Below are 20,835 nucleotides of genomic sequence, written 5' to 3'. Positions count from 1 at the left end.
GTACAGGGGCTGAAGGAAGGACATCGCCATGACCAGGGGCAGCATCCAGGACGCCGGGGGCGTCGAGCACGGCGCCTACGAGGTGCTCCGCGACCGCCTCACCGCACAGGCCGCCGAACTCGCGCGGGCCACCGAGGAGTTGAACACCCGCCGGATCGAGGAGTTCGGTACGACGGGCCTCGCGCTGACCGCCACGGACACCCTGCGCACCCAACTCCCGTGCACCCCACGGGACATCGTCGCGGTCGGCGACTTCCTCCTCCTCGGCCACGACGGCTCCGACGCCGCCGGGCAGCCCTCGGACGTCTTCTCCCTGTACACCGAGGACCTCACCCCGCAGCCGCCCGAAGCACTCCCCGGCCTCCTGAACGACCCTGATTTCATCCGGGAGTTCAGAGACCTCCACCGCTACTACCGCCAGGCCCGGCTGCTGCGGCTGCGCCGCACCGACGACCGCCTGCTGGCCGTCTTCCGCACCGGCGAGAAGCCCGGCGACATCCGCGTCCTGCGCTGGACCCTGGACGCGGCGGACCGCCCGGCGTTCCTCGACGCGCGCGGCGAACGCGACCATGTCCGCCCGCCCGCCCACGACTTCACCTGGACCGAGGCCACCCGCGCCGACCACGCCGACGGCCGCCACATCCTCGTCCAGGACCTGCGGATCTCGACCTCCGACGGCCTGCTGACCGTGACGGCCGAGACCGGCGAGACCCTGTACACCGAACCCGTCACCGAGCCCCTCCAAGCCCTGGCCGACGCCGAGTTGGCCCACGCGGGCGTCGGCGACCTCACCCTCCTGCGGGTGCGCCCCTACCGCGAGGACACCCACCGCCACCTCGTCGTCGACCGCCTCACCGGGACCGTCGTACGCCTCGACGGCATCGGCCAGGGCGCGCGGCGGCTGCCCGACGGGCAGGGGATCGTCTTCTCCGGCGGCTACTGCCTGGCCGGGGGCGGGCACAAGACGTTCGACGTGGACGTGACGGGCCTCGCTTACGACCGCGAGGTCCGATCCCCTTACGGCGAGGACGTGTTGTACGTCTTCCAGGGCGACGGGCGCGCGCTGCTGCTGTCGTACAACACCATCCGCAAGGAGACGGCGGCGCCGCTGGTCTGCCGGGGGTGGGCGCGGTTCGACGACGGGACGCTCGCCGTACTCCGCGCGGAGGGCGGGGAGTTGGGGCGCGTGCACGCGGTGGCGCGGTGGGCCTCGCCGTACGTCTCCGACACGCGGGCGACGACGACCGGGGACGGGCCGCTGGGGCGGATCGGGAACGCCGATCTGGTGCGGGGGATCGCGGACTGCCTGGGGGTGGCGCGGGCGGCGCGAGGGTCCGGGGCGGTGCCGGGGGACGGTTCCGGAGCGGCGCCGACCGTTGACGCGTACGAGGCGCTGGCCGCCGCCTGTGTCCGGGCGGCCGACACCCACCACTGGCTCGCCGCGCCCGAACTCGGTTCCATAGGCGCCCTGTTGGCGGAGGTCCGGGCCACCGCCGAACAGGTCCTCACCGAGTTCCGTACCGTCCGCGACCTCACCCGGCGGTCCGCCGAAGCGCTCGACGAGGCCGCCGAGCGGCTGGCCTCCGTGGTGCGCAGGCTGCGCGGCGAGGCCCCGCGCACGGCCGCCGCATGGGTCACCGGACTCACCGAACTCCGGCGCGCACAAGGGCACTTGCTGACGCTGAAGGAGCTGCGGTACGCCGACCTCGGCCGCATCGACGAGCTGGCCGCCGAGGCGGGGCGGGACCTGGACTCCTTCGGCCGGCGCGCGGTCACCGCCCTGGCCCGCGAGGACGCCTTCGCCGAACAGCACGCCGAGGTACGGCAGTTGGCGCAGGACGCGGAGGCCGCCGCGACCGTCTCGGAGGCGGGGTCCCTGCTGGCCCGGATCGAGCAGCGGGGCGCCGAACTCGCCACGCTCACCGAGGTGGTGGCCGGACTCGAGGCCGGTGACGCGACCGTCCGCACGGCCGTCCTGGAGCGGATCGCCGAGGTGCTGGGCGCCGTCAACCGCGCCCGCGCCGTCCTGGACGCCCGCCGCCGCGCCCTGCGCGAGAGCGAGGGCCGCGCCGAGTTCACCGCCGAACTCGCCCTGCTTGCCCAGACGGTGACGGGAGCGCTCGCGGCGGCGGACACCCCGGACGCGTGTGACGCCCAACTGGCCGCCGTGCTGGTCAGGTTGGAGAACCTGGAGGCCAGGTTCGTGGAGTTCGACGACTTCCTGGATCAACTCACCGACCGCCGAGCGGAGTTGGCGGACACCTTCGCCGCCCGCAAACAGACCCTCCTCGACGCCCGCGCCCGGCGCGCCGAACAGCTCGCCGGCTCCGCGCGCCGGGTCCTGGAGACGGTCGCCCGCCGCGCCGCCGGTCTCGCCGACGCGGACGCCGTCAGCACCTACTTCGCCTCCGACCCGATGGTCGCGAAACTCCGCCGCACGGCCGGGGAACTGGCCCAACTCGGCGATTCCGTAAGGGCGGAGGAGCTGGAGGGCCGGCTGAAGGCGGCCCGCCAGGAGGCGACTCGCGCGCTGCGCGACCGCAGCGACCTGTACGCCGACGGCGGCCGGACCCTGCGCCTGGGCACCCACCGGTTCGCCGTCACCACGCAGCCGCTGGACCTGACGCTGGTCCCGCACGGGGACGGACTCGCCTTCGCGCTCACCGGGACCGACTACCGCTCGCCGGTCACCGACCCCTCCTTCACCGCCACGAAAGCCTTCTGGGACCGCCAACTCCCTTCCGAATCACCGGAGATCTACCGGTCTGAGCATCTTGCGGCCCGCCTCCTCCCGGCCGCCGCCGCGGAGGGCGACCTCTCCGCGCTGGTCCGGCGGGCGGCGCAGGAGGCGTACGACGAGGGGTACGAGCGGGGGGTGCACGACCACGACACGGAGGCGATCCTCCGGGCGCTGCTGCCGCTGTACGAGAGCGTCGGGACGCTGCGGCACGAGCCGGGGGCGCGGGCAAGTGCCTTGCTGTTCTGGGTACATGGGGCGACCGCGGTGCAGCGGGAGGGGTGGCTGCGGCGGGCGGTGTCGTTGGCTCGGGTGCGGGAGATGTTCGGGGCGGGGGCGGGGGCGGAGGCTGGGGTGGCGGCCGCCATCGGGGAACTGGAGGGGGAGTGGGCGCGGGAGATCGGGGCGGCTGGTGGGGCGGCTGGGGCGGCCGGGGCCGCTGGGGCCGCGTATCTCTTCGAGGAGCTGACCGGCGGGGAGGAGGGGTTCGTGCTGGGGGCGGCGGCTCGGACGCTGCTGGACAAGTTCCGCGCGGCGGTGGGGAGTTCGTTCCAGGACGGGATTCCCGGCGCCGCCGACGCCTCGGGCGGCTCTGACGCCGCCGACTCCCTGACCGCCCGCCGCCGGCTGACCCACGCCTGGCTCTCCGCCTACGCCGCCTCCACCGGCCTCGCCGTCACGGACGGTGAACTCGCGGAAGCGGTCGCGGCGGAGCTCTCGCCGGACGTGCCGCGCTACTCGGTGGAGGTGTCGCCGGAGGTGACGGTGGACGGTCTGCTGGGCGGCCATCCGCGCGTCAAGGACGGCAGGTTGCGGCTGCGGATCGACGAATTCCTGGCCAGGACACGGAAGTTCGCCGAGGAGGACGTACCGGAGTTCCGCGCCTACCAGCGCCGTCGTACCGCTCTCGTCGCAACGGAGCGTGCCCGCCTGCGACTTGACGACCACCGGCCCCGCCCGATGACGACGTTCGTGCGCGGGCGGCTCGTCGACGAGGTGTATCTGCCGCTGATCGGCGACAGCCTGGCCCGTCAGCTGGGCACGGCGGGGGAGGGGCGGCGGACGGACACCGGCGGTCTGCTGATGCTCATCTCCCCGCCGGGCTACGGGAAGACGACGCTGGTCGAGTACGTCGCCGACCGGCTGGGGCTGATGCTGGTGAAGGTGAGCGGACCGGCGCTGGGCCACGACGTGACGTCCCTGGACCCGGCGCAGGCCCCGAACGCGACGGCCCGCCAGGAGGTCGAGAAGATCAACTTCGCGCTGACGGCCGGCACCAACACCCTCCTGCACATCGACGACATCCAGCACTGCTCGCCCGAACTCCTCCAGAAATTCATCCCGTTGTGCGACGCGACCCGCCGCATCGACGGCGTCTGGAACGGCGAGCCCCGCACCTACGACCTGCGCGGCAAGCGCTTCGCCGTCTGCATGGCCGGCAACCCCTACACCGAGTCCGGCGCCCGCTTCCGCGTCCCCGACATGCTCGCCAACCGGGCCGACGTATGGAACCTGGGCGACGTCCTGACCGGCAAGGAGGACGCCTTCGCGCTGAGTTTCCTGGAGAACGCCCTCACGTCGAACCCGACCCTGGCGGTTCTGTCCGGCCGGGGCACTCCCGACCTGGAACTCTTCACCCGCCTGGCCGAGGGCGACCCCACCGCGACCTCGGACCACCTCCAACACCCCTACAGCGAGGCGGAGTCGACGGAGATCACCGCCGTCGTACGCCATCTGCTGCGGGCCAGGGAGACGGTCCTCACCGTCAACGCGGCTTACATCGCCTCCGCCGCCCGCTCCGAACAGGCCCGCACCGAACCGGCGTTCCGGCTCCAGGGCTCCTACCGCACGATGAACCGCATCGCCCAACGCGTCCGCCCGGTGATGAACGCCGCCGAGCTGGACGCCCTGGTCGCCGACCAATTCACCGCCGACGCCCACACCTTGACGACCGGAGCGGAGGAGAACCTCCTGAAACTGGGGGAGTTGAGGGGGACCCTCACCGACGAACAGCAAGTGCGGTGGGCGGCCGTGAAGGCGGCGTATCTGCGCGAACGGGCCGGTGGCGGGGACCCGTTGATCGCGGCGCTGGGGGTGCTGGCGGAGCGGGTGGCGGCGGTGGAGGAGGCCATCGCGCGGGCGGGCGGGGCGGCGCGGATCGCGGAGTCCGGAGAAACGTCTGGCTGAAGCCGCCCTGTGTCTACACACTGAGCGGGTCCCGAGAGGTAGGGTGCATGGTGTCTATACAGTCACCAGGCCGGTCGAGGGGGAGCCGTGACAGTGCCGCCGCAGGGCCGGCCGCAAGTGCCTGAGCTCACGGAGGAGATGCTGCTCAAGGGTGGGGAGGGGAAGGCGCGCGGGAGGTTCGGACGGAAGCGGGCCGCGCCGCCGGCGCCGCCCAACTCGTGGGCAGATCAAGGGAGTCCGACCCGAAAAACAGAGAAGGCATCGCGGAAGCCCGCCAAGAACGGCCGTTCCAACCTCTCCGCCGCCCAGATGTGGGCCGGCCCCCGCCGAGGCATCCTCCTGCGCCGCGTCCTCGGCCTCTTCGGCGTCCTCCTCCTGCTCGTCCTCTTCGCCAAGGTCGGCGGCAAGGCGAGCAAGGCGGATGTGCGGGCGGCGGTGGACGAGCGGGTGAAGGCCGCCGCCACCGGCTTCCCCGAGGGCGCGGCCGTGCTGTGGGCCGCGCCGGTGGTGAAGGTCTTCGCCTCGTACGACGCCGAGCATGTCGACGAGCGGGCAAGGGCCTTGCAGCCGTACGCCGTCAACGGCATTGATCCGCAGCTGGGTTGGAACGGACAGGGCAAGCAGACCGTCATCGACCTGGTGATGAGCCCGCAGGTGCGGAGCGAGGGCAGGAACACCGCGCTGGTGCGCGGGACGGTGCAGATCCAGGACGGGTCGTGGCGGTGCGTCGCGGTGCCCATGTACGCGGTGACGCGCGGGAGTTCGACGGCGTTCGGGCTCACCGCCGGTCCCGTCTACGTGCCGTGCGGGGGGCTGACCTCGCCGCCGCAGGGCACCGGCGCGAACCGGGCGAGCAACGACTCGGCGCTCGCGCAGACCCTCAAGTCCGAGCTGCTGCCGCCCTTTCTGGCGGCCTGGGCGCAGAGCGACACCGTCGACCTGGACCGGTATCTGCTGCCGGGCACGGTCTCGTTCGGGCTCGGCGGCGCCTACACCGGCGGCGGCGACGGGGGGGCGGCCCGAGGTGGACGACGTGTATGTGCCGGCGCCCGCCAAGGGGCAGGCGGGGGACCGGCGGACGGTCTCGTTCACGACGACGCTGGTGAGCGCCGACGGGAAGGCCGCGCAGACGTCGTCGTACCGGGTGGACATCGTGCGGCGCGACGGGCAGTGGTACTTCGCGGCCGATCCGGTCGCCGCCGCCGGGAGCTTCGGCGGGGACCAACTGCCGGTCGTGCGGCCCTCGGAGGGGACCGGGGACATGTATCCGCAGAGTCCCGCCCCTTATCCGCGCGCAACAACATCGACAGGCGTGCAACAGCCCAGCGGCAGCCCCTCGCCCAGCAGTTGAGGAACGTCTATACATAGAGGGTGACTGCGGGGACGACAGGACCCGACGGGGGAAACCGCGTGCCGCATCCGCCTTGTGTATATACGATCGTTCGCAATCCGCGTGCGCTCCGCTCACCATCGTGCTCTACGCCGGCGGCCGGGCCAGCGTGGGCGGCGTACCCGTCGTCGTCCCCGAAGCCGCCGACAGCGACGGCGACTTGGGCCTCGTACGCGCTGCCGCCCTCCGTGTCGCGGTCACGATGGCGGGGCGCGGCGGCCGTCCCCTTTCCGCGCTCGCCTTCGAACCGGACGGGTCTGTATGGCCGTTGGTGATTCATCCTGACGGGCGGGTGGCGGAGGACAGCGCGGCGGGGGCTCCTGATGAGCCGGTCTCGCAGGCGCTTCGTACGCAAACCCTCTTTCTCGGCGGGCAGTTGACCGACCCCGTCGAGTCGCCCGAGCCGCCTCAGCGGTTCCGGGAGGTGCTGGCGCGGATCTCGGCGGCCGGACAGGCGGGGGATACGGGCACGGCTGCCGCGCTCGCCGGTGAGCTGGAGCGTGAGGTCGCCCTCCTCTTCGGCGGCTCGCATCCGCACACCCTCCAGGCGCGGGCGGTGCGCGCGCATGTCGTCGCCCTCGCGAACGGCTGGGCGCGCGCGGCCGAGCTGCATCTCGCCCTGGCCGCCGACTGGTTGGAGCGGTCGGGGGAGCGGGGGCGTGAGGTGCGGCGGTGTGCGGCGAACGCGCACTACTGCTGGACGCGGGTGCCGGACCCGGGCGACTGCGAACGGGTGGGGGAGGCCGTCGTCCGGATGTGGCTGAAACTGCCTGGTACAGAGCGGGAGTTGGCAGCGGCGCGGGGGTGGCGGGAGCGGGCTCGCGGGGCGGGTGCGGTGGGTCTTTGACCGCGTTCGGCTGATGCCCGCTCATGAACACTCTGGGACTCAACAGTTACGCCGGTTGACCGGATTACTGCCATGATGATCGTGCATAGGGGAGTTGCAGAAGCGACTCCCGCGACTTCAGCGGTCTCATCGGGGGAGATGGTCGTGGAGCGTAAGAATGCCGTGCGCGCGAACGCGCGCCAGGCGCTGGTGCTGGACGTGCGGGAGCACGAGTGGTCCGCGCGGATCACCGAGGTCTTCGACCCGGCCGGGCCCGCCCTGTTGCTGTCCCTGCCGAGAGGGCTGTTCCTCGCGCACGACCGGGAGATGACCCGGGCGGGCGCCGCGGAGGGGCCCGAACTCAGCAGCGACGCCGAGTACTTGGCAGCCGTGTGGGGCTTCACGCGCCTGGCCGGCGACGAGTTGGCGGAGGTCGCCGACACCCCGCTGATCGAACTGCGCCCCACCGAACAGGGGCTCGTCCTCGAACTCGCGGGCTATCCCTGGCTGCTGGCCGCCGGAGCGCTCGCGGTGCCGGAGGAGTGGACGCCCGCCGGGGCGGAAGGGTCCTGGCTGCTGGGCGTCTGTTTCGGGGTCGATCTCGGCGAACCCGACTCGGATTCCCTCTTCCTCGCGGAACTCTGCGCGGGGGAAGCGGCGTTGGGACAGGTGAAAGTGGCCTGCGGGCCGTGAGGATGCGGTGACGTCGCTGTGGTGATACCGGTGCGGTAGTGTCTGTACAGACTGCATTTGTGCTCGCGTGCAGGGGCCAACTCAAGTCGTCGACCAAGCGCTGGAGAGGCATGAGCACTTCGGAGACACCACGGCGCTCGCAGCGCCGCCGGATGGTGACGTCCAAGTCGGTCCTGACCCGCCGCCCCGACGGGGTGGACGAGGCGCAGGCCCTGCCGGGCGAGCTGGAGCCGCTGGAGTGGACCCCCAACCGGGGGCCCATCACCGACGCCGAGGCCCTCGGCGTGCTGCGCCGCCGCCGGCGCAACGAGCTGAGCCAGGCCCCCAAGCGGGAGGGCGCCAAGCGCCCCGAGGTGCCGGACGAACTGCCGCCGGAGAACGCCCGCAAGGTCCCGGTCGTCAACCGCTTCCCGGCCCGCTACCTCGCGATGGCGCACGCCCGCGCGGAGGTCGAGGGCACGAACCTGACGGCCATCCTGGAAGAGATGCTCGTCAAGTACGCGACGGGCAAGCCGAGTCGGCCGCAGACCGTGAGCCGCCGGCTGCTCTCCCTGTACCCGCCGAAGGACGAGCAGGAGTGATCCGTCCATAGCAACTCCGTTTCAGAGCCTGGGTAGTTGAGCGTGAGCACCAGCAACGGCCCCGCCGGGGCGGACGACGAGGACGAACTGCCGCCGGGCTTCGCACGGGTACTGCCCGGGGCGGGGCCCGCGCCGGGCCCTGCGCCGATGCCGGATACGACCCCGGCACCCGCGACGACACCGGGCGCGAACCCTTACGTGACGCCCCCGGCGAACCCGTACACCCCGGCCCCCACCGCCCCCCTCACGGAACCGGACCCCGACCCCCGCAGGGGTTTCTTCCGCCGCCCCGGCCGCCCAGGCCGCCCCGCGCACCCCGCCGCCCCCGAACAGCAGCGCCTCGCCCGCCTCCAACGCCCCGTCGCCCGCCCCTACCGGATCAGCGTCTCCAGCATCAAAGGCGGCGTCGGCAAGACCACCACCTCCGCGATGCTCGGCCTGACGTTCGCCCGCCACCGCGCCGACCGCCCGGTCGTGATCGACGCCAACCCGCACGCCGGCACCCTCGCCGACCGGCTGCTCGGCGAGCGGATCATGCCGACCGTACGCGACCTCGTCATCGCCGACCGGCGCCGCCGCGAGACCGTGGGGCAAGGGCTGCTCGACGCCGCGCAGATCCACCAATACCTGGGCCAGGCCGACCGGTTGATGGTCGCGGCCAGCGAACAGAACCCCGACATCAGCGAGTTGTTCGACGAGGCCCAGTACCGCACCGCCCTCGACATCCTCACCCACGCCTTCGACATCGTCGTCACCGACAGCGGCACGGGGATGAAACACTCCGCGATGAAAGGGACGCTGGCGACGACCGACCGGCTGGTCGTGGTGGCCGCCCCCCGCTTCGACGCCGCCCGCCGCGCCGCGAAGACCCTCGACGAGGTGTACGCCCAGGGGTATCCGCACCTGGTCCGGGACGCCGTCGTCGTCATCACCATGGACGCCCCCAAGGCCGTCGGCATCGACCTCAACACCCTGGTCGACTACTTCCAGCAGCTGTGCACGCACGTCGTGCGCGTCCCCTACGACCCGCATCTGTACGCGGGCGGCACGATCCACTACGACCGGGTGTCGGCGGCGACCCGGGGCGCGTACCTGGACCTCGCGGCGCTGCTCGCGGACGGCTTCGGGACCGTCTAGACAGCCGGGCTCACTGGCTCCCGACCCGCCCGTCGACCAGCCACCTCCCCCCGGCCTTCACCAACTCCAGCACCATTCCCGTGCTGTTGCCGTCCCCTCCGCCGTCCCAGGACGTGCGTTCCGTGTACGACACCTGCACCCAGACCGAGTTGGCCGAGCGCGGCGCCTCGTCGGGGACGACCGTCGCGATGCCGTCGGCGCTGACGCGGACGCCGTTCTTCTTGTCGGACGCGCACATCAGGTCGCAGCGGTCGCTGCTGGAGTCGCGAAGTCGCTTGACGTAGGCGGGGGTTGCGTAGGGGGCGATGCGGGTGAGGTAGCCGCGGGGCGGGTCGGCGGTCCAGTCCTGGCGGACGTACGCGTCCACGTAGGCGGCGGCGACCTGCTCCGGGTCGCCGTAGTCGAGGCCGGCCGAGGGGGAGGGAGCGGGGCCGGCGGAGGTGCTCGGGGTCGCCGGGGTGTTCCCGCCGGGGCCAGGAGCCGCGCTCATGGCGGGAGTTGGGGAACTACTCGGCTTGGGCGCGGGGTTGGCGCTGGAGCAGCCGGTCGCGGCGAGGGCCAGGGCTGCGGCCAGGCAGACGGCCAGGGCGATAGGGCGGGTCAAGGGGAGCCTTTCTCAAGGGTGTTCAGTCTGTGCCGTCGCTCACGGGCCGGCCACTGCTCCCGGCGTCCTTCAACAGCCGCGTCCCGCCGATCCACTGATCCATCCAGTACCGGTTGGCGCTGACGTGCTGGACGATCTCGACGGTCTTGCCGGTGCGCGGGGCGTGGATCATCTCGTCGTCGCCCAGATACATGCTGACGTGGTGGATGCCGCCGACGCTCCCGTCGGTCGACCAGAACATCAAGTCCCCTGGTTTCAGGGCGCTGTAGGCCCCGACCCGGGTCCCGGCGTCCCACTGGTCGCCGGTGTAGTGCCCGAGCGTGATGCCGACTTGGGCGTACGCGTAGAGGGTGAACCCGGAGCAGTCGAAGCCCGTGGCGACGCCGGAGGGGCAATACGACGTGTACGTCGGCCCGTTGGCGTCACCGCCGGCCCAGCAGTAGTCGATACCGAGCTGGTTCTCGGCGGCCTGGATGACCTTGCCGACGTCGCCGCTGAGCCCGACGTCCGAGCACTTGATGTCCTTGGCGCGGCCGACGATCATCCCGGCGAGCCCCTCCCACTTGGAGTAGGCGTCGGGGAACGCGGAGACCTGGACGGCCTGCGCGGCGGCGCCCTTCTCCATCTGCCGCCAGTTCGAGATCTGGAGGAGGCCCGGCGGGGACGGGTGGCCGGGGCCGCCGTAGAACGCGTTGGCGCTGTACGTCGGGTCCGTGACCTGGGCACGGCTGCCCCAACCGGCCGACGGGCGCTGCTGGAAGAGGCCGAGGCTGTCGCGGTCGCCGTAGTCGAGATTGCGCAACTGGCTCTCCTGGAGCGACGTCATGACGGCGATGACGAGCCCGTCGTCGGGGACCTTGGCGCCCTCGCCGACGTGCACGATGACGGCCGCGTTGCCCATCTGCTCGTCCGTGACCCGGTATTGGCCGTACCCGGGCACCTGCGTGGCGATCGACGTGCCGCCCGGGTCGCAGACCGTCCCCGGCGCCGTACCCCCGCCGCCACCGGCACCCTCGTCGCCGCCGGTCACGGCGCCCAGGATGCTCGCGGCCCCGATCACCGCGCCGCTCCCGGCGATCGTCATCGCGCCGCAGCCGCCGAACAGGAGGGCGCAGACGGCGAGTACGGCTATGAGGCTTTTCTTGTCCACCCGTCGCTCCCCCGTGAGCCGCGCCCGGACCGGGAGAACCGGCGACGCGCATGTGTCTATACCCTACGAGGAAGTGTCTATACTGCCAATCGCCTTGGCTGCCGCAGGACTTGACGACGGGGGATCATGTGACGCCGGACCAGCCATCAGCCCACGCCCTCGCGGTCGTCATGCGCGACTACCTCTCCTACGGCGAGAGCGGCATGGCCGACCTCAAGGAAGCCGTCCACGCGGTCCGCCGCAAGCCCGTCGTGAACGCCTTCTGCCAGCACCTGCGCCGCATCCTGGAGGGCGAGGCGCCGGTCCCGACGGGCGTCATCAACAAGGAGTTCGCGCGCCGCGCGCAGGAGGACGGCGAGGGCGCGGAGCCGGTCCACTACGACGACCAGCAGGCGTACGAGGCCCTGGCCGACCTCTGGGAGTACCTGGACCTCACCCCGGACGCCGCGCCGGAGAACACCGCCACGCAGGTCAAGTCGGCGCTGCGCAACCGTCGTTCTCAGCTCCTGTGGGTCGAGGGCGACCCCCTGCACGCTCTGAAGACCTGGCTGTCCTGGCGCCAACTTGCCCTGTTCCTGGTCGGCTTGACCCTGTGCACGGTCAGCTGGACGGTCTACCGGCACGTCGACGCAGCCGTCCTGCGCGGCCTCTTCCTCCTGCTCACCATCACCGGCTTCGCCGCGGCCGGCGTCGGCGGCGGCGCGCTGTGGCTGCGCCGGGTGCGGTACGTCAACCCGGACGCGTTCCTGCCGCGCGAGCCGAAGCCCAAAGAAGAGCGCCGCTAGGGGAGTTGTCCCAGCGGCGCCCTCCGGTCGAAGCTCCTCACACGGTCAGCTTGACGGCTTCCAGCGACTCGTCGTTCCCGAACGCCCCGATGGTCACCAGCTGCGGCCTCGGGTCCGAGCAGGTCTGGGGATGCCAACCTGACCTGAAGTTGGACGAGTTCTGGCAGACCTGGCCGCTGCCGACGTTCATCGCGAACGCCAGGATGTCCGGGGCGCTGTTGCTGGCGCTCCCGATGTAGATGTTCTGCCCCTCGGGCTTGATCTCCGTCCAGTGCGGCTTCCACACGCCGATGCCGTTGGTCGAACTCGGGTTGTGCACAAAGTCGTTGGCGGCGCTGCCGCCCACCCCGCGCACCGAGATGTTGACCGCCTTGATGGACTTGCCCTGCCCGGTGGTCCCGGCCAGCGTCCCGTCGCAGACCGGCCGCTGCCAGCCCTGCCCGCCGACGTACACGCGATAGCAGATGTGCCGGCCCGAAGGGTCCTGCTTGAACAGGCGGTTGACGGCGGTCGCGGCCGTGTCGGCGGCCGGTTTCGCGGTCACCGTCGTCGTCGCCTGCGGCGGTCGCGCGGTCACCGTGACTGTTCCGCCGCCCGGCAGCGTCCCGCGCGCGCTCTCCGACGGCGTCGGCCCCGCGCTCGCCGAACCGCTGGCCGAAGGAGAGGGGGAGGGGCTGACCACCCCGGTCGACGGCGAGACGGACACCGTCGGCGTCGGCAGCCCCTCGGGTGAACTGGGCGCCCCCGCAGAGCTGTTGGCCCCGGTCGCCTGCTCTCGATCGTTCCCTCCGCCGCCCCCCGAATTGCTGCCCAGGATCACCAGCGGGATGATCACCAGCGCGGCCACGCCCAGCGAGACCGGCCCGATGACCATCGGCTTGTGCAGCAGCCCCGGCCCCTCGTACTCGTCGTCCGACTGGCGGCTCTTCTTGGCGGGTTCGGGCGGCGGGGTACGGCTGAGGAGGGGGCGGTCCGGGGCGGGGGCCTCGGGTTCGGGCAGGGCGTACGAGGCCTCGCCGCCGCCGAAGCCGGGCGCGGCCACTCCATAACTCGGCGCCGAGAAGCCGGAGTTGTCCAAGTCGGGTTCAGGGGCCGGGGGTTCGGGGAGCCGGTAGGACGCCTCGTCGTCCGGCTCGGGCTCGGAGTAGCCGGGTTCGTCGTCCCAGTCCTCTTCTTCCTCCTTCTCCAGCACTACTGGCGGAGGCACAACTCCGGCTTCCGGAGCGGGAGTCGGCGGTTCCTCCAGCATCTTGCTGGAGCCGTCCGGGGCCACCTCCACGTACGCCACGTACCCGGACGCGTCGGCGATCGCCGCCGTCACGCCGGTGCCCGCCTCGCGGGCGTACTCGTGGAGCGTGTCGAGGACGGCCGCGTCGACGCTCTCGCCGTCCGGGGCCAGGACCGGCCGGCCGTTGACGGTGGCGGAGCCGTCGGCGGAGATCACGACCGAGAAGTCGGGCCCCTCGGCGGCGAGTTGGGCACCGCCCTCCTCGTCACCGGGATGTCCCGGTCCCGTAACTCCCGTAACCGGCTGCTCGATCGGCTCGTCTGTCTGGTCACCCCGGTTCATGGGCGCACCCCTTCCTGACACCTCACGGCATCGCAACGGGTCACAGGAGGAAACGGTTCAATGGCCGGGCAACGGGGACCGCGGTAGATACGGAAGGAAGGATTCCGTGAAGGGCGCTGAGGAAGAGTCGCTGGTCAGTAGAGTGCACCAGGTGACTGCCGACGAACTTTCCGTGCGGTACGCGGTGTTGGGCCCGGTCCGGGCCTGGCGCGGCGACGACGAGATGGAGCTGGGGTCCCCGCAGCAGCGCGCGCTATTGGTCGCGCTGCTGCTGAGACGCGGCCGTCCGGCGACCGTCGATGAACTGATAGACGCGGTCTGGGGCGAGCACCATCCGGCGACGGCGGTGTCCGTGCTGCGTACGTACGCCTCGCGGCTGCGCAAGGTGCTGGAGCCGGGGCGTGACCCGGCCGGGGCGCCGCAGGTGCTGGTGTCGGTCGGCGACGGCTATCTGGCCCGCGTCGCCGAGGACGCGCTGGACCTCGCCGTGTTCGAGCAACAGGTGTCCCGGGCAAGGAAGTTGCGGGCGAACGGCGATCACCACGCCGCCGCCGGTCTGCTGCACACCGCGCTCGCCGCCTGGCAGGGCACCCCGCTGTCCGGACTGCCCGGACCCCTCGCCGAGTCCGAGCGCGCCCGCCTGGAGGAGCAGCGGCTCGCCGCGCTGGAGGCCTGCTTCGACTCCGACCTGCACCTCGGCCGCCATGCCGAGGCCGTCCCCGAACTCATCGCGCTCACCGGCCGCCACCCGCTCCGCGAGGAGCTGCACCGCCTGCTGATGCTGGCCCTGTACCGGTCGGCCCGCCAGGCGGAGGCGCTCGCGGCCTACCGGACGGCCAGGGAGAAGCTGATCGCCGAGCTGGGGACCGACCCGGGGCAGGCGCTCCAGGATCTCCACCGGCGCATCCTGGAAGGGGACTTGAGCCTCAGCCTGCCGGCCGAACCGGCGAGCGCACAGGCCAACTCGGCCCGCTCGCAGGGCAACTCCGCCCAACAGCAAGGGGATTCCGCCCGACAGCAGGACCAGCCCCGGGACGACTCCCCGGACGCCCCCCTCCCCGACCCCGCCCCCAAGCCCAACACCCCCGCCCAACTCCCCGCCGACCTCCCCACCTTCACCGGCCGCTCCGTCGAACTCGACCGCGTCCGCGCCCTGTTGCCCGACGCCGACCAAGCCCCCTCGACGGTCGTGATCAGCGCGATCGGCGGCATGGGCGGCATCGGCAAGACGACCCTCGCCGTGCACTGGGCCCATGAGATAGCCCACCGCTTCCCCGACGGCCAGCTCTTCGTGAACCTCCGGGGCTTCGACCCGACCGGCGCGACGGCCACCCCCGGCGAGGCGGTGCGCGTCCTCCTGGACGCCCTCGGGGTGCCGCCGATGCGCATCCCGACCGGGCTCGACGCCCAAACCGCCCTCTACCGAAGCCTGTTGGCGCACCGCAGAGTCCTGATCCTGCTCGACAACGCGCGCGACGCCGACCAGGTACGCCCGCTGCTGCCGGGCTCCCCGGGCTCGCTGGTGATCGTCACCAGCCGAAATCAACTGGCCGGCTTGGTGGTTGGGGAGGGCGCGCATCCGCTGACGCTCGACCCGATGCCGTTCGCCGAGGCCTACGACCTCCTCGCGCGCCGCCTCGGCACGGACCGGCTGGCCGCCGAACCGCAGGCAGTTGAGGAGATCATCGCCCGCTGCGCCTGGCTCCCGCTGGCCCTGGCGATCGTCGCGGCACAGGCCGCCGCGCACCCGGACTTCCCGCTCGGCGCGATCGCGGAGGAACTCCGGGACAGCCACGGCAGTCTGGACGCCTTCGCAGGCGGTGACGACATCACGACCGACGTCCGGGCCGTCTTCTCCTGGTCCTACCAGGCGCTGTCCGCCCCGGCCGCGCGCCTCTTCCGGCTGCTCGGCCTGCACTGCGGCACCGACCTGTCGGCGTCCGCCGCGGCCGGCCTCGCCGGGCTCACCCCGCGTGAAACCCGGCCGCTGCTGGTCGAGTTGACCCGGGCGCACCTGCTGAGCGAGCACTTCCCCGGCCGCTACGCCCTGCACGACCTGCTGCGCGTGTACGCCGCCGAACGCGCCGAGGCCGAGGAGCCGGCCGAGGAGCGGGACCGGGCCGTCGTACGGCTGCTCGGCTGGTATCTGCACAGTGCCGACGCCGCCTATACCCACATCGTGCCGCGGCGCCGGCGCGTGCCGCTCCTGCCGGTGCCCGAGGGGCTGCGGCCACGGGAGTTCGAGACGCACGACCAAGCACTTGCTTGGTGCGAGGCGGAGCGGCCCAACCTGGTCGCGGCGGTCCAGCAGGCCGTCGCCACCGGCCATCCGGAGCTCGCCTGGCGGCAGTCCTCCGTCCTGTGGGGCTTCTTCTACCTGCGCAGCCATACGACGGAGTGGCTGGAGTGCGGCCGTACGGCGCTGGCCGCCGCGCGCGCGGCGGGCGACCGGCTCGGCGAGTCGTGGGCCGCCTCCGACGTGGCGACCGCGCTGCGCACCACCGAGCGCTACGACGACGCCATCGCGCACCAGTTCATGGCGATGGCCGGGTTCCGGGACCTCAAGGACATCGCGGGCCGGATCACGGCGGTGGCCAACATCGGCGACGCCTATCTGCACACCGGCGACTTCAAGAAGTCCGTCGAGTACACCCGCCGGGGCCTCGCCATCGACCGGCGCCTGGGCAACGCGTGGGGCGAGGGCATCGCGCTCAGCAACCTCGGCGAGGCCTACCTCGGCCTCGGCCGGCTCGAAGAGGCCACCACCAGTCTGCGGGCGGCCCTGGTCGTCCTGCGCGACAGCGGCAACCGGTGGGTGGAGGGCGTCGCCCTGGACGTGCTCGGCTCCGTCGACCTGAAGTCGGGCCGGTGCGAAGAGGCCGTCGCCCACTACCGGCTGGCCCTGGAGATCCACCGGGAGATCGCCAACCGCTGGGGCGAGGGCAACACCCTCGGCCACCTCGGTGACGCCCAACTCGCCGCAGGAGACCCGGAGTCGGCGCGCGCGACCTGGGAGCAGGCGCTGTGCATCCTCGCCGAGTTCGACCACCCCGACGCGGAGAAGATCCGCGAGCGGCTGGCGCGCCTGGAGAGTGACGGCTGACATGAGCGTCCCCCTCCTCTCGCGCCGTCGCCGGGTGCGGCGGGTCGCCGCACCCGAACAACGGGCGGGAGGAGGGGGAGGGTTCAACGGGTTACGTGCGAGTACCCGAAGAATTGCAGGTCAGTCGAGCGGCCCCCGGCGAGGGTCAGTTGACCGCCCGGTACGCCTCCCCGCTCGCGTTCGCCGTCGCCCCGTCGTAGAGACCCGTCGGCGCGGTCTGCGTCGAGAGCGTGAACCACGAGTAACGCTCCACGAAATCAAGGCTGTTGAGCATCTGCGTGGAGGAGTTGACGAAGTCGACCTGCTCCTGCGAGCTGGGGTAGCGCGGTGCGCCGCCGCTGAAGTCGATGAGCGCGTACTCGGTCAGCCAGACCGGCTTGTGGTAGCGGTCCCACACGCGCTGGAGGTAGCCGCGCAGCTGGTTCGCGGCGTCGGGCCCGAAGTCGCCGCCGTACCAGTGCAGCGGGATGAAGTCGACCTGGAGACCCCGCTGTTGGGCACCGCTCATGAACCGGTCGAGCCAGCCGCCCTCGACGTCGGCGTTCGCGGAGACGGCCGGGGCGCCCATGCGCAGCCCGGTCGACTGGAGCCGGGGCCACAGGTCGAGGGCCTGCTCCGGCGTCATGTTGGCCTGGTCAGGCCGGTCGGGCTCGTTGAAGCCGAGGAGGTTCTTGCCCTCGGCCTTCGCGCTGCCCAGCTCGGCGTCGGTGACGGAACCCGGACCCCAGATCATCGGCACGTACTCGACGCCGTCCGGCTTCGGCACCGCGCCTGTGGTGGACGCCCAGTTGTAGTACCAGGACGCCTTGGAGTCGACGAGGGCCTGGGCGGCGCCGTCGACCGGGTTCAGGCTGACTCCCTTGCGCCCGGAGGCAGTTGTCTCAGGGGTGCGGGGTTCGGCGGTCGGCTGGTTCGCCGGCTGCGTGGCCCCCGAGCCGCCGTTGCCGTAGAACGACACCGTCAGCCCCGAGCACTTGGTGCACTGCCGCACGGTCTGGTTGCCGGCCTCCGCGTCCTGCTTCGACCAGGCGTACGCGGTGGGGCACTTGGCGCTGATCGCGTCGCTGTACGCCGTCTTCGCGTCCCGGTTGGGGTTGACGCACACCAGCGGGTTGCCGGCCGCGTCCTTGGTGAGGTTCTCCGCCGGGCAGGCCGAGAGCAAGTCGACGGCGCAGCCCATGACTTGGCACTCACCGCTCGCGGGCGGGTCGGTGCCGTTCGGGGTGATGACGACGGCCGCCGAAACGGCGTTCACATAGCTGACGTTGTACCAGGGCGCCGCCGCGTCGGCCGGGTCGAAGTTGAACTCCGCGAGGCTCGCGGGCTGTTCACCCGTCGTGCAGTGATCGGCGTACGGACCGCAGTCGCCCACCGCGCAGTGGAACGACGACCCCTCGTCGCCGCCGCAGCCCTCCCGCGCGAAGAACTTGCCCCGCCAGTGCCCCGCGCCCTCGTGCTCGGGGATGGTGATGGTCGCGGTCTGGCCCGGGTCCAGCGCGGGCAGCCCGGCCAGTTCGGCCGAACCGTCCGCGTTGACCGTGCTGCCGACCCAGATCTTCCCCTGGGTGCGGTTCTCGAACGTCACGGTGTGATCGGCCGTCGCGGAGACCGACTTGCTGTCGAGGTCCTTGTCCGACCGGCTCGCCTGAATACCCAGCGCCGTACCGGTGACCCCGACGATCACCAGCAGCAGCGCCAGCAGAAATGAGGTGCGTCTGCCGGGGCGACGCAGTGTCGGGAGCGTGAAACGCATAGGGCGGAGGCCCCTTTCGTCGGTCGGCGCGCGGGGCGCTTGCGCAGGCACGACGGATGGGGGTCGGTGGACGGTTCACCGATCCTGAACTCCGTTGCGACTACGGTATGTTCACCGCCGCGCGCCCTGGCTCTGACTCTGCTGCCGGTCAACGGACGGCCGGGCGGCGGCCGTTGAGGTGTGCGCGGTCCCGCTCGCCCGGTTCTCCGCGCGGGGAAGGGAGTTGCGGGTGAGCATGTCGGCCGTGACGGTGTTGTCGCCGCTGCCCGCCCTGCGCTCGCTGCCGGTGCGGCGCAGCGGCAGCGGATCGGCGGCGTACCGGGCCGGGCTGCTCGGCACCGAGCCGCCCGACACACCGGGGGCGACGGTCGGGTACCTGAACACCGAGCGCGACTCGGAGGGCGTGTAAGGGGGCAACTCCTCCTGGTAGCGGGGGTCGACGGGCCGGGCGGCGGTCTCCGGCGGGGGCCTGCCGTCGCCCTCCAGCATGGTTCCGGTGCCCTGCTGGTAGCCGCCGTACGGGTTCTGCGGCGCCACCGACTCCTGTGGCCGCTCCGCGTTGGAGCGCGCGAAGGACTGGGCGAAGCCGTCGGAGCCGGGTGTGGCGGGGCGCGGCTGCGCGGAGGCCGTGCTGCCCCGCACCCACCGGTCACGCGGATCGGGTGCGTACGGCGGGGGGTTCTTCTCGTCGGGCATGGGATCTCCGGAGCCGGCAGGGGAGTACGGGCGGTATGCGCGTGTCGTGCGCTACGACAACGGCGTTGCCGCGCGCGGGGGTTCAACGCAGTCGGCCAAGTCACGGTCATGCGGGGGCCGTCGGCCGGCTGAACCGGCGGGAGCGGTGAGCCGTCGGCCGGGTTGAACCGGCGGGCGCGGCGAGCCGTCGTGTGCGTGGCAGGCGGGCTCTACGCCCAACAGCCTTACCAGCCCGACCCATTGCAGCAGTTCCGGAAGAGGGAGGCGGACATGGCTCAGGACAGCCCGGGACCCGAGGAAGCGAGACGGCTGACCAAGGAACCACCCGAGTCGGCCGAGACGAAGCTCGCACGGCAGTTGCTCACCACCGAGTACCAGGCCCGTACGGCGCCCGGCCGCGCCTGGCAGTCCCTGCGCACCGCGATGCGGGCCCTGCTCAACCGGCTGCGGCCGAGGCGGGAGCGGTCCGGCGGGGGCGAGGGGTCCGAGGGGGAGTGGGCGCCCCAGCAACAGGCGTACCGGGGCGGGCCGTCGTACGAGCAGGAGCCGGCGTTCGGCCAACGGGCGCCGCAGCCCCAGCAGTTGGCGCAGCCGCCCGTGAACTCCCCGCTGGGCAGGCTCGAAGCGGCGATCCAGGCGCTCGACAAGCCGCAGCGCGAGGCGTTCGAGGACGCTCTCCTGGAGCTGGTGCGCAAGGAGAACGCCAACGGCGCCGACAACAAGTGGAAGAAGGCGCTCGACGGGAATCTGCTGAGCATGCCGGCGGTCGCGCACTACGCCTCCAGGGCGCAGGAACGCGAGATCGCACGGGAGGCGGAAGCCGCGCGGAAGGCCGAACAGCCGCCGCGGCTGGGCCCGTTGGCGAAGCCGGGCGGGCTGGACGCCGACGCCATGTTCGCGACGACGGCGACAGGCCGGGAGCAGGCGGCCCGCGAGGCGGCGGAGAAGTACGCCCAGCGCACCATCGAGAACGACCGCAAGCAGTTCGAGTCCCTCCAGGAACGCTTCTCCCGCCCCGCGCAGCCCGCCAGACAGCCCGAGATGGTCCAGACGTCCCAGAACCCGGCCACGATCAACGGGACTTGGGGCCAGCTGTACGACTCGGTGGCCCTCCAGGCGCTGAAGGACGCGTCGGAGCGGTCGAGCACGACGACATCTACGACGCCTGCGACGACGGCGGCGACGACAGCGACGCCTGCGACGACAGCGACGTCGACGCCCACCGCCCTTTCCCGCTCGGCGAGTTCGTCGAGTTCGTCGAGTTCGGTAAGTTCCGTGAGTTCGGTCAGCTCGGCGGCGCACATCACCCCCGTCAGCCCGCTGCTCGACCCGGCGACCCCCGCGACCCCGCCCTCCCCGGTGAGCCCCCTGGCAACCCCGGCCGCCCCCGCCGCCCCCGCCGCCCCCGCCGAATCCCACGGCCTCCCGATGGAAGCCGTCCTCTACCTGCGGGCGCAGTGGAACAACACCCCGACGAACCAAGGCCGTTCACACACCAGCCCCGACACAGCGGCCAAGCCCGCGACGACTCCCGCCCGCCCGGCGGCGCAGGGCCCCACCCGCTGACCCGCTGAACCACCCCCGCCCGCCCCGCCGTTGTGCTGCACGACGACCGGGCGGGCG

The 20,835-nt window shown here is 72.2% G+C and carries 14 protein-coding genes; 9 read left to right on the top strand and 5 right to left on the bottom strand.

The window, feature by feature from the left end; all coding sequences use genetic code 11:
* Nucleotides 1-28: 28 nt before the first annotated feature.
* From ACYUD3_RS05575 to ACYUD3_RS05550, 6 genes are all read left to right on the top strand, one after another.
* Entirely contained in the window at nt 29-4,924 is a 4,896-nt protein-coding gene (locus tag ACYUD3_RS05575) for a DNA repair ATPase (RefSeq protein ID WP_470964534.1), read from the top strand.
* A gap of 117 nt (nt 4,925-5,041) precedes the next feature.
* Entirely contained in the window at nt 5,042-6,292 is a 1,251-nt protein-coding gene (locus ACYUD3_RS05570) for a hypothetical protein (RefSeq protein WP_470964531.1), read from the top strand.
* A 104-nt stretch (nt 6,293-6,396) separates the two neighbouring features.
* Nucleotides 6,397-7,161, top strand: coding sequence for a hypothetical protein (locus tag ACYUD3_RS05565; RefSeq protein ID WP_470964528.1), 765 nt, complete (start codon nt 6,397-6,399; stop codon nt 7,159-7,161).
* 144 nt (nt 7,162-7,305) lie between these two features.
* Nucleotides 7,306-7,833 (top strand): hypothetical protein, encoded by a 528-nt coding sequence (locus ACYUD3_RS05560; RefSeq protein WP_470964525.1) that lies wholly within the window; start codon nt 7,306-7,308, stop codon nt 7,831-7,833.
* Nucleotides 7,834-7,943: 110 nt separating this feature from the next.
* Nucleotides 7,944-8,414, top strand: a complete 471-nt coding sequence (locus ACYUD3_RS05555) for a hypothetical protein (RefSeq protein WP_470964522.1) — start codon at nt 7,944-7,946, stop codon at nt 8,412-8,414.
* Nucleotides 8,415-8,456: 42 nt separating this feature from the next.
* Nucleotides 8,457-9,551: a MinD/ParA family ATP-binding protein gene (locus tag ACYUD3_RS05550; protein WP_470964519.1), complete on the top strand. Its 1,095-nt coding sequence runs from the start codon at nt 8,457-8,459 to the stop codon at nt 9,549-9,551.
* A gap of 10 nt (nt 9,552-9,561) precedes the next feature.
* Here the strand turns inward: ACYUD3_RS05550 and ACYUD3_RS05545 are convergent, their stop codons facing one another.
* Nucleotides 9,562-10,155 (bottom strand): hypothetical protein, encoded by a 594-nt coding sequence (locus ACYUD3_RS05545; RefSeq protein ID WP_470964516.1) that lies wholly within the window; start codon nt 10,153-10,155, stop codon nt 9,562-9,564.
* 22 nt (nt 10,156-10,177) lie between these two features.
* Nucleotides 10,178-11,305, bottom strand: coding sequence for a C40 family peptidase (locus ACYUD3_RS05540; protein WP_470964514.1), 1,128 nt, complete (start codon nt 11,303-11,305; stop codon nt 10,178-10,180).
* 128 nt (nt 11,306-11,433) lie between these two features.
* Between ACYUD3_RS05540 and ACYUD3_RS05535 the strand changes: the two genes are divergently transcribed.
* Entirely contained in the window at nt 11,434-12,090 is a 657-nt protein-coding gene (locus ACYUD3_RS05535; protein WP_470964512.1) for a hypothetical protein, read from the top strand.
* 37 nt (nt 12,091-12,127) lie between these two features.
* Here the strand turns inward: ACYUD3_RS05535 and ACYUD3_RS05530 are convergent, their stop codons facing one another.
* Nucleotides 12,128-13,660 (bottom strand): hypothetical protein, encoded by a 1,533-nt coding sequence (locus ACYUD3_RS05530; RefSeq protein WP_470964509.1) that lies wholly within the window; start codon nt 13,658-13,660, stop codon nt 12,128-12,130.
* A gap of 151 nt (nt 13,661-13,811) precedes the next feature.
* Between ACYUD3_RS05530 and ACYUD3_RS05525 the strand changes: the two genes are divergently transcribed.
* On the top strand, nt 13,812-16,763 hold the full coding sequence (locus tag ACYUD3_RS05525; RefSeq protein ID WP_470964506.1) for an AfsR/SARP family transcriptional regulator: 2,952 nt from the start codon (nt 13,812-13,814) through the stop codon (nt 16,761-16,763).
* A 145-nt stretch (nt 16,764-16,908) separates the two neighbouring features.
* Here ACYUD3_RS05525 and ACYUD3_RS05520 read toward each other — a convergent pair whose 3' ends face one another.
* Together ACYUD3_RS05520 and ACYUD3_RS05515 are read right to left on the bottom strand one after the other, a co-directional pair.
* Complete coding sequence (locus tag ACYUD3_RS05520; protein WP_470964503.1) at nt 16,909-18,516, bottom strand: glycosyl hydrolase; 1,608 nt, start codon at nt 18,514-18,516, stop codon at nt 16,909-16,911.
* Nucleotides 18,517-18,627: 111 nt separating this feature from the next.
* Complete coding sequence (locus ACYUD3_RS05515) at nt 18,628-19,212, bottom strand: hypothetical protein (protein WP_470964500.1); 585 nt, start codon at nt 19,210-19,212, stop codon at nt 18,628-18,630.
* 270 nt (nt 19,213-19,482) lie between these two features.
* Between ACYUD3_RS05515 and ACYUD3_RS05510 the strand changes: the two genes are divergently transcribed.
* Complete coding sequence (locus ACYUD3_RS05510; protein WP_470964497.1) at nt 19,483-20,778, top strand: hypothetical protein; 1,296 nt, start codon at nt 19,483-19,485, stop codon at nt 20,776-20,778.
* Nucleotides 20,779-20,835: the final 57 nt, after the last annotated feature.

The sequence above is a fragment of the Streptomyces sp. AMJ-169 genome (genome assembly GCF_055597585.1).
This window is presented reverse-complemented; position numbering and strand designations above follow the sequence as displayed.

Bases quoted from the DNA above. Each gene is read 5' to 3' on its own strand.
- ACYUD3_RS05515 (WP_470964500.1), bottom strand. From the start codon at position 19,212: ATGCCCGACGAGAAGAACCCCCCGCCGTACGCACCCGATCCGCGTGAC.
- ACYUD3_RS05530 (WP_470964509.1), bottom strand. From the start codon at position 13,660: ATGAACCGGGGTGACCAGACAGACGAGCCGATCGAGCAGCCGGTTACG.
- ACYUD3_RS05520 (WP_470964503.1), bottom strand. From the start codon at position 18,516: ATGCGTTTCACGCTCCCGACACTGCGTCGCCCCGGCAGACGCACCTCA.
- ACYUD3_RS05575 (WP_470964534.1), top strand. From the start codon at position 29: ATGACCAGGGGCAGCATCCAGGACGCCGGGGGCGTCGAGCACGGCGCC.
- ACYUD3_RS05555 (WP_470964522.1), top strand. From the start codon at position 7,944: ATGAGCACTTCGGAGACACCACGGCGCTCGCAGCGCCGCCGGATGGTG.
- ACYUD3_RS05510 (WP_470964497.1), top strand. From the start codon at position 19,483: ATGGCTCAGGACAGCCCGGGACCCGAGGAAGCGAGACGGCTGACCAAG.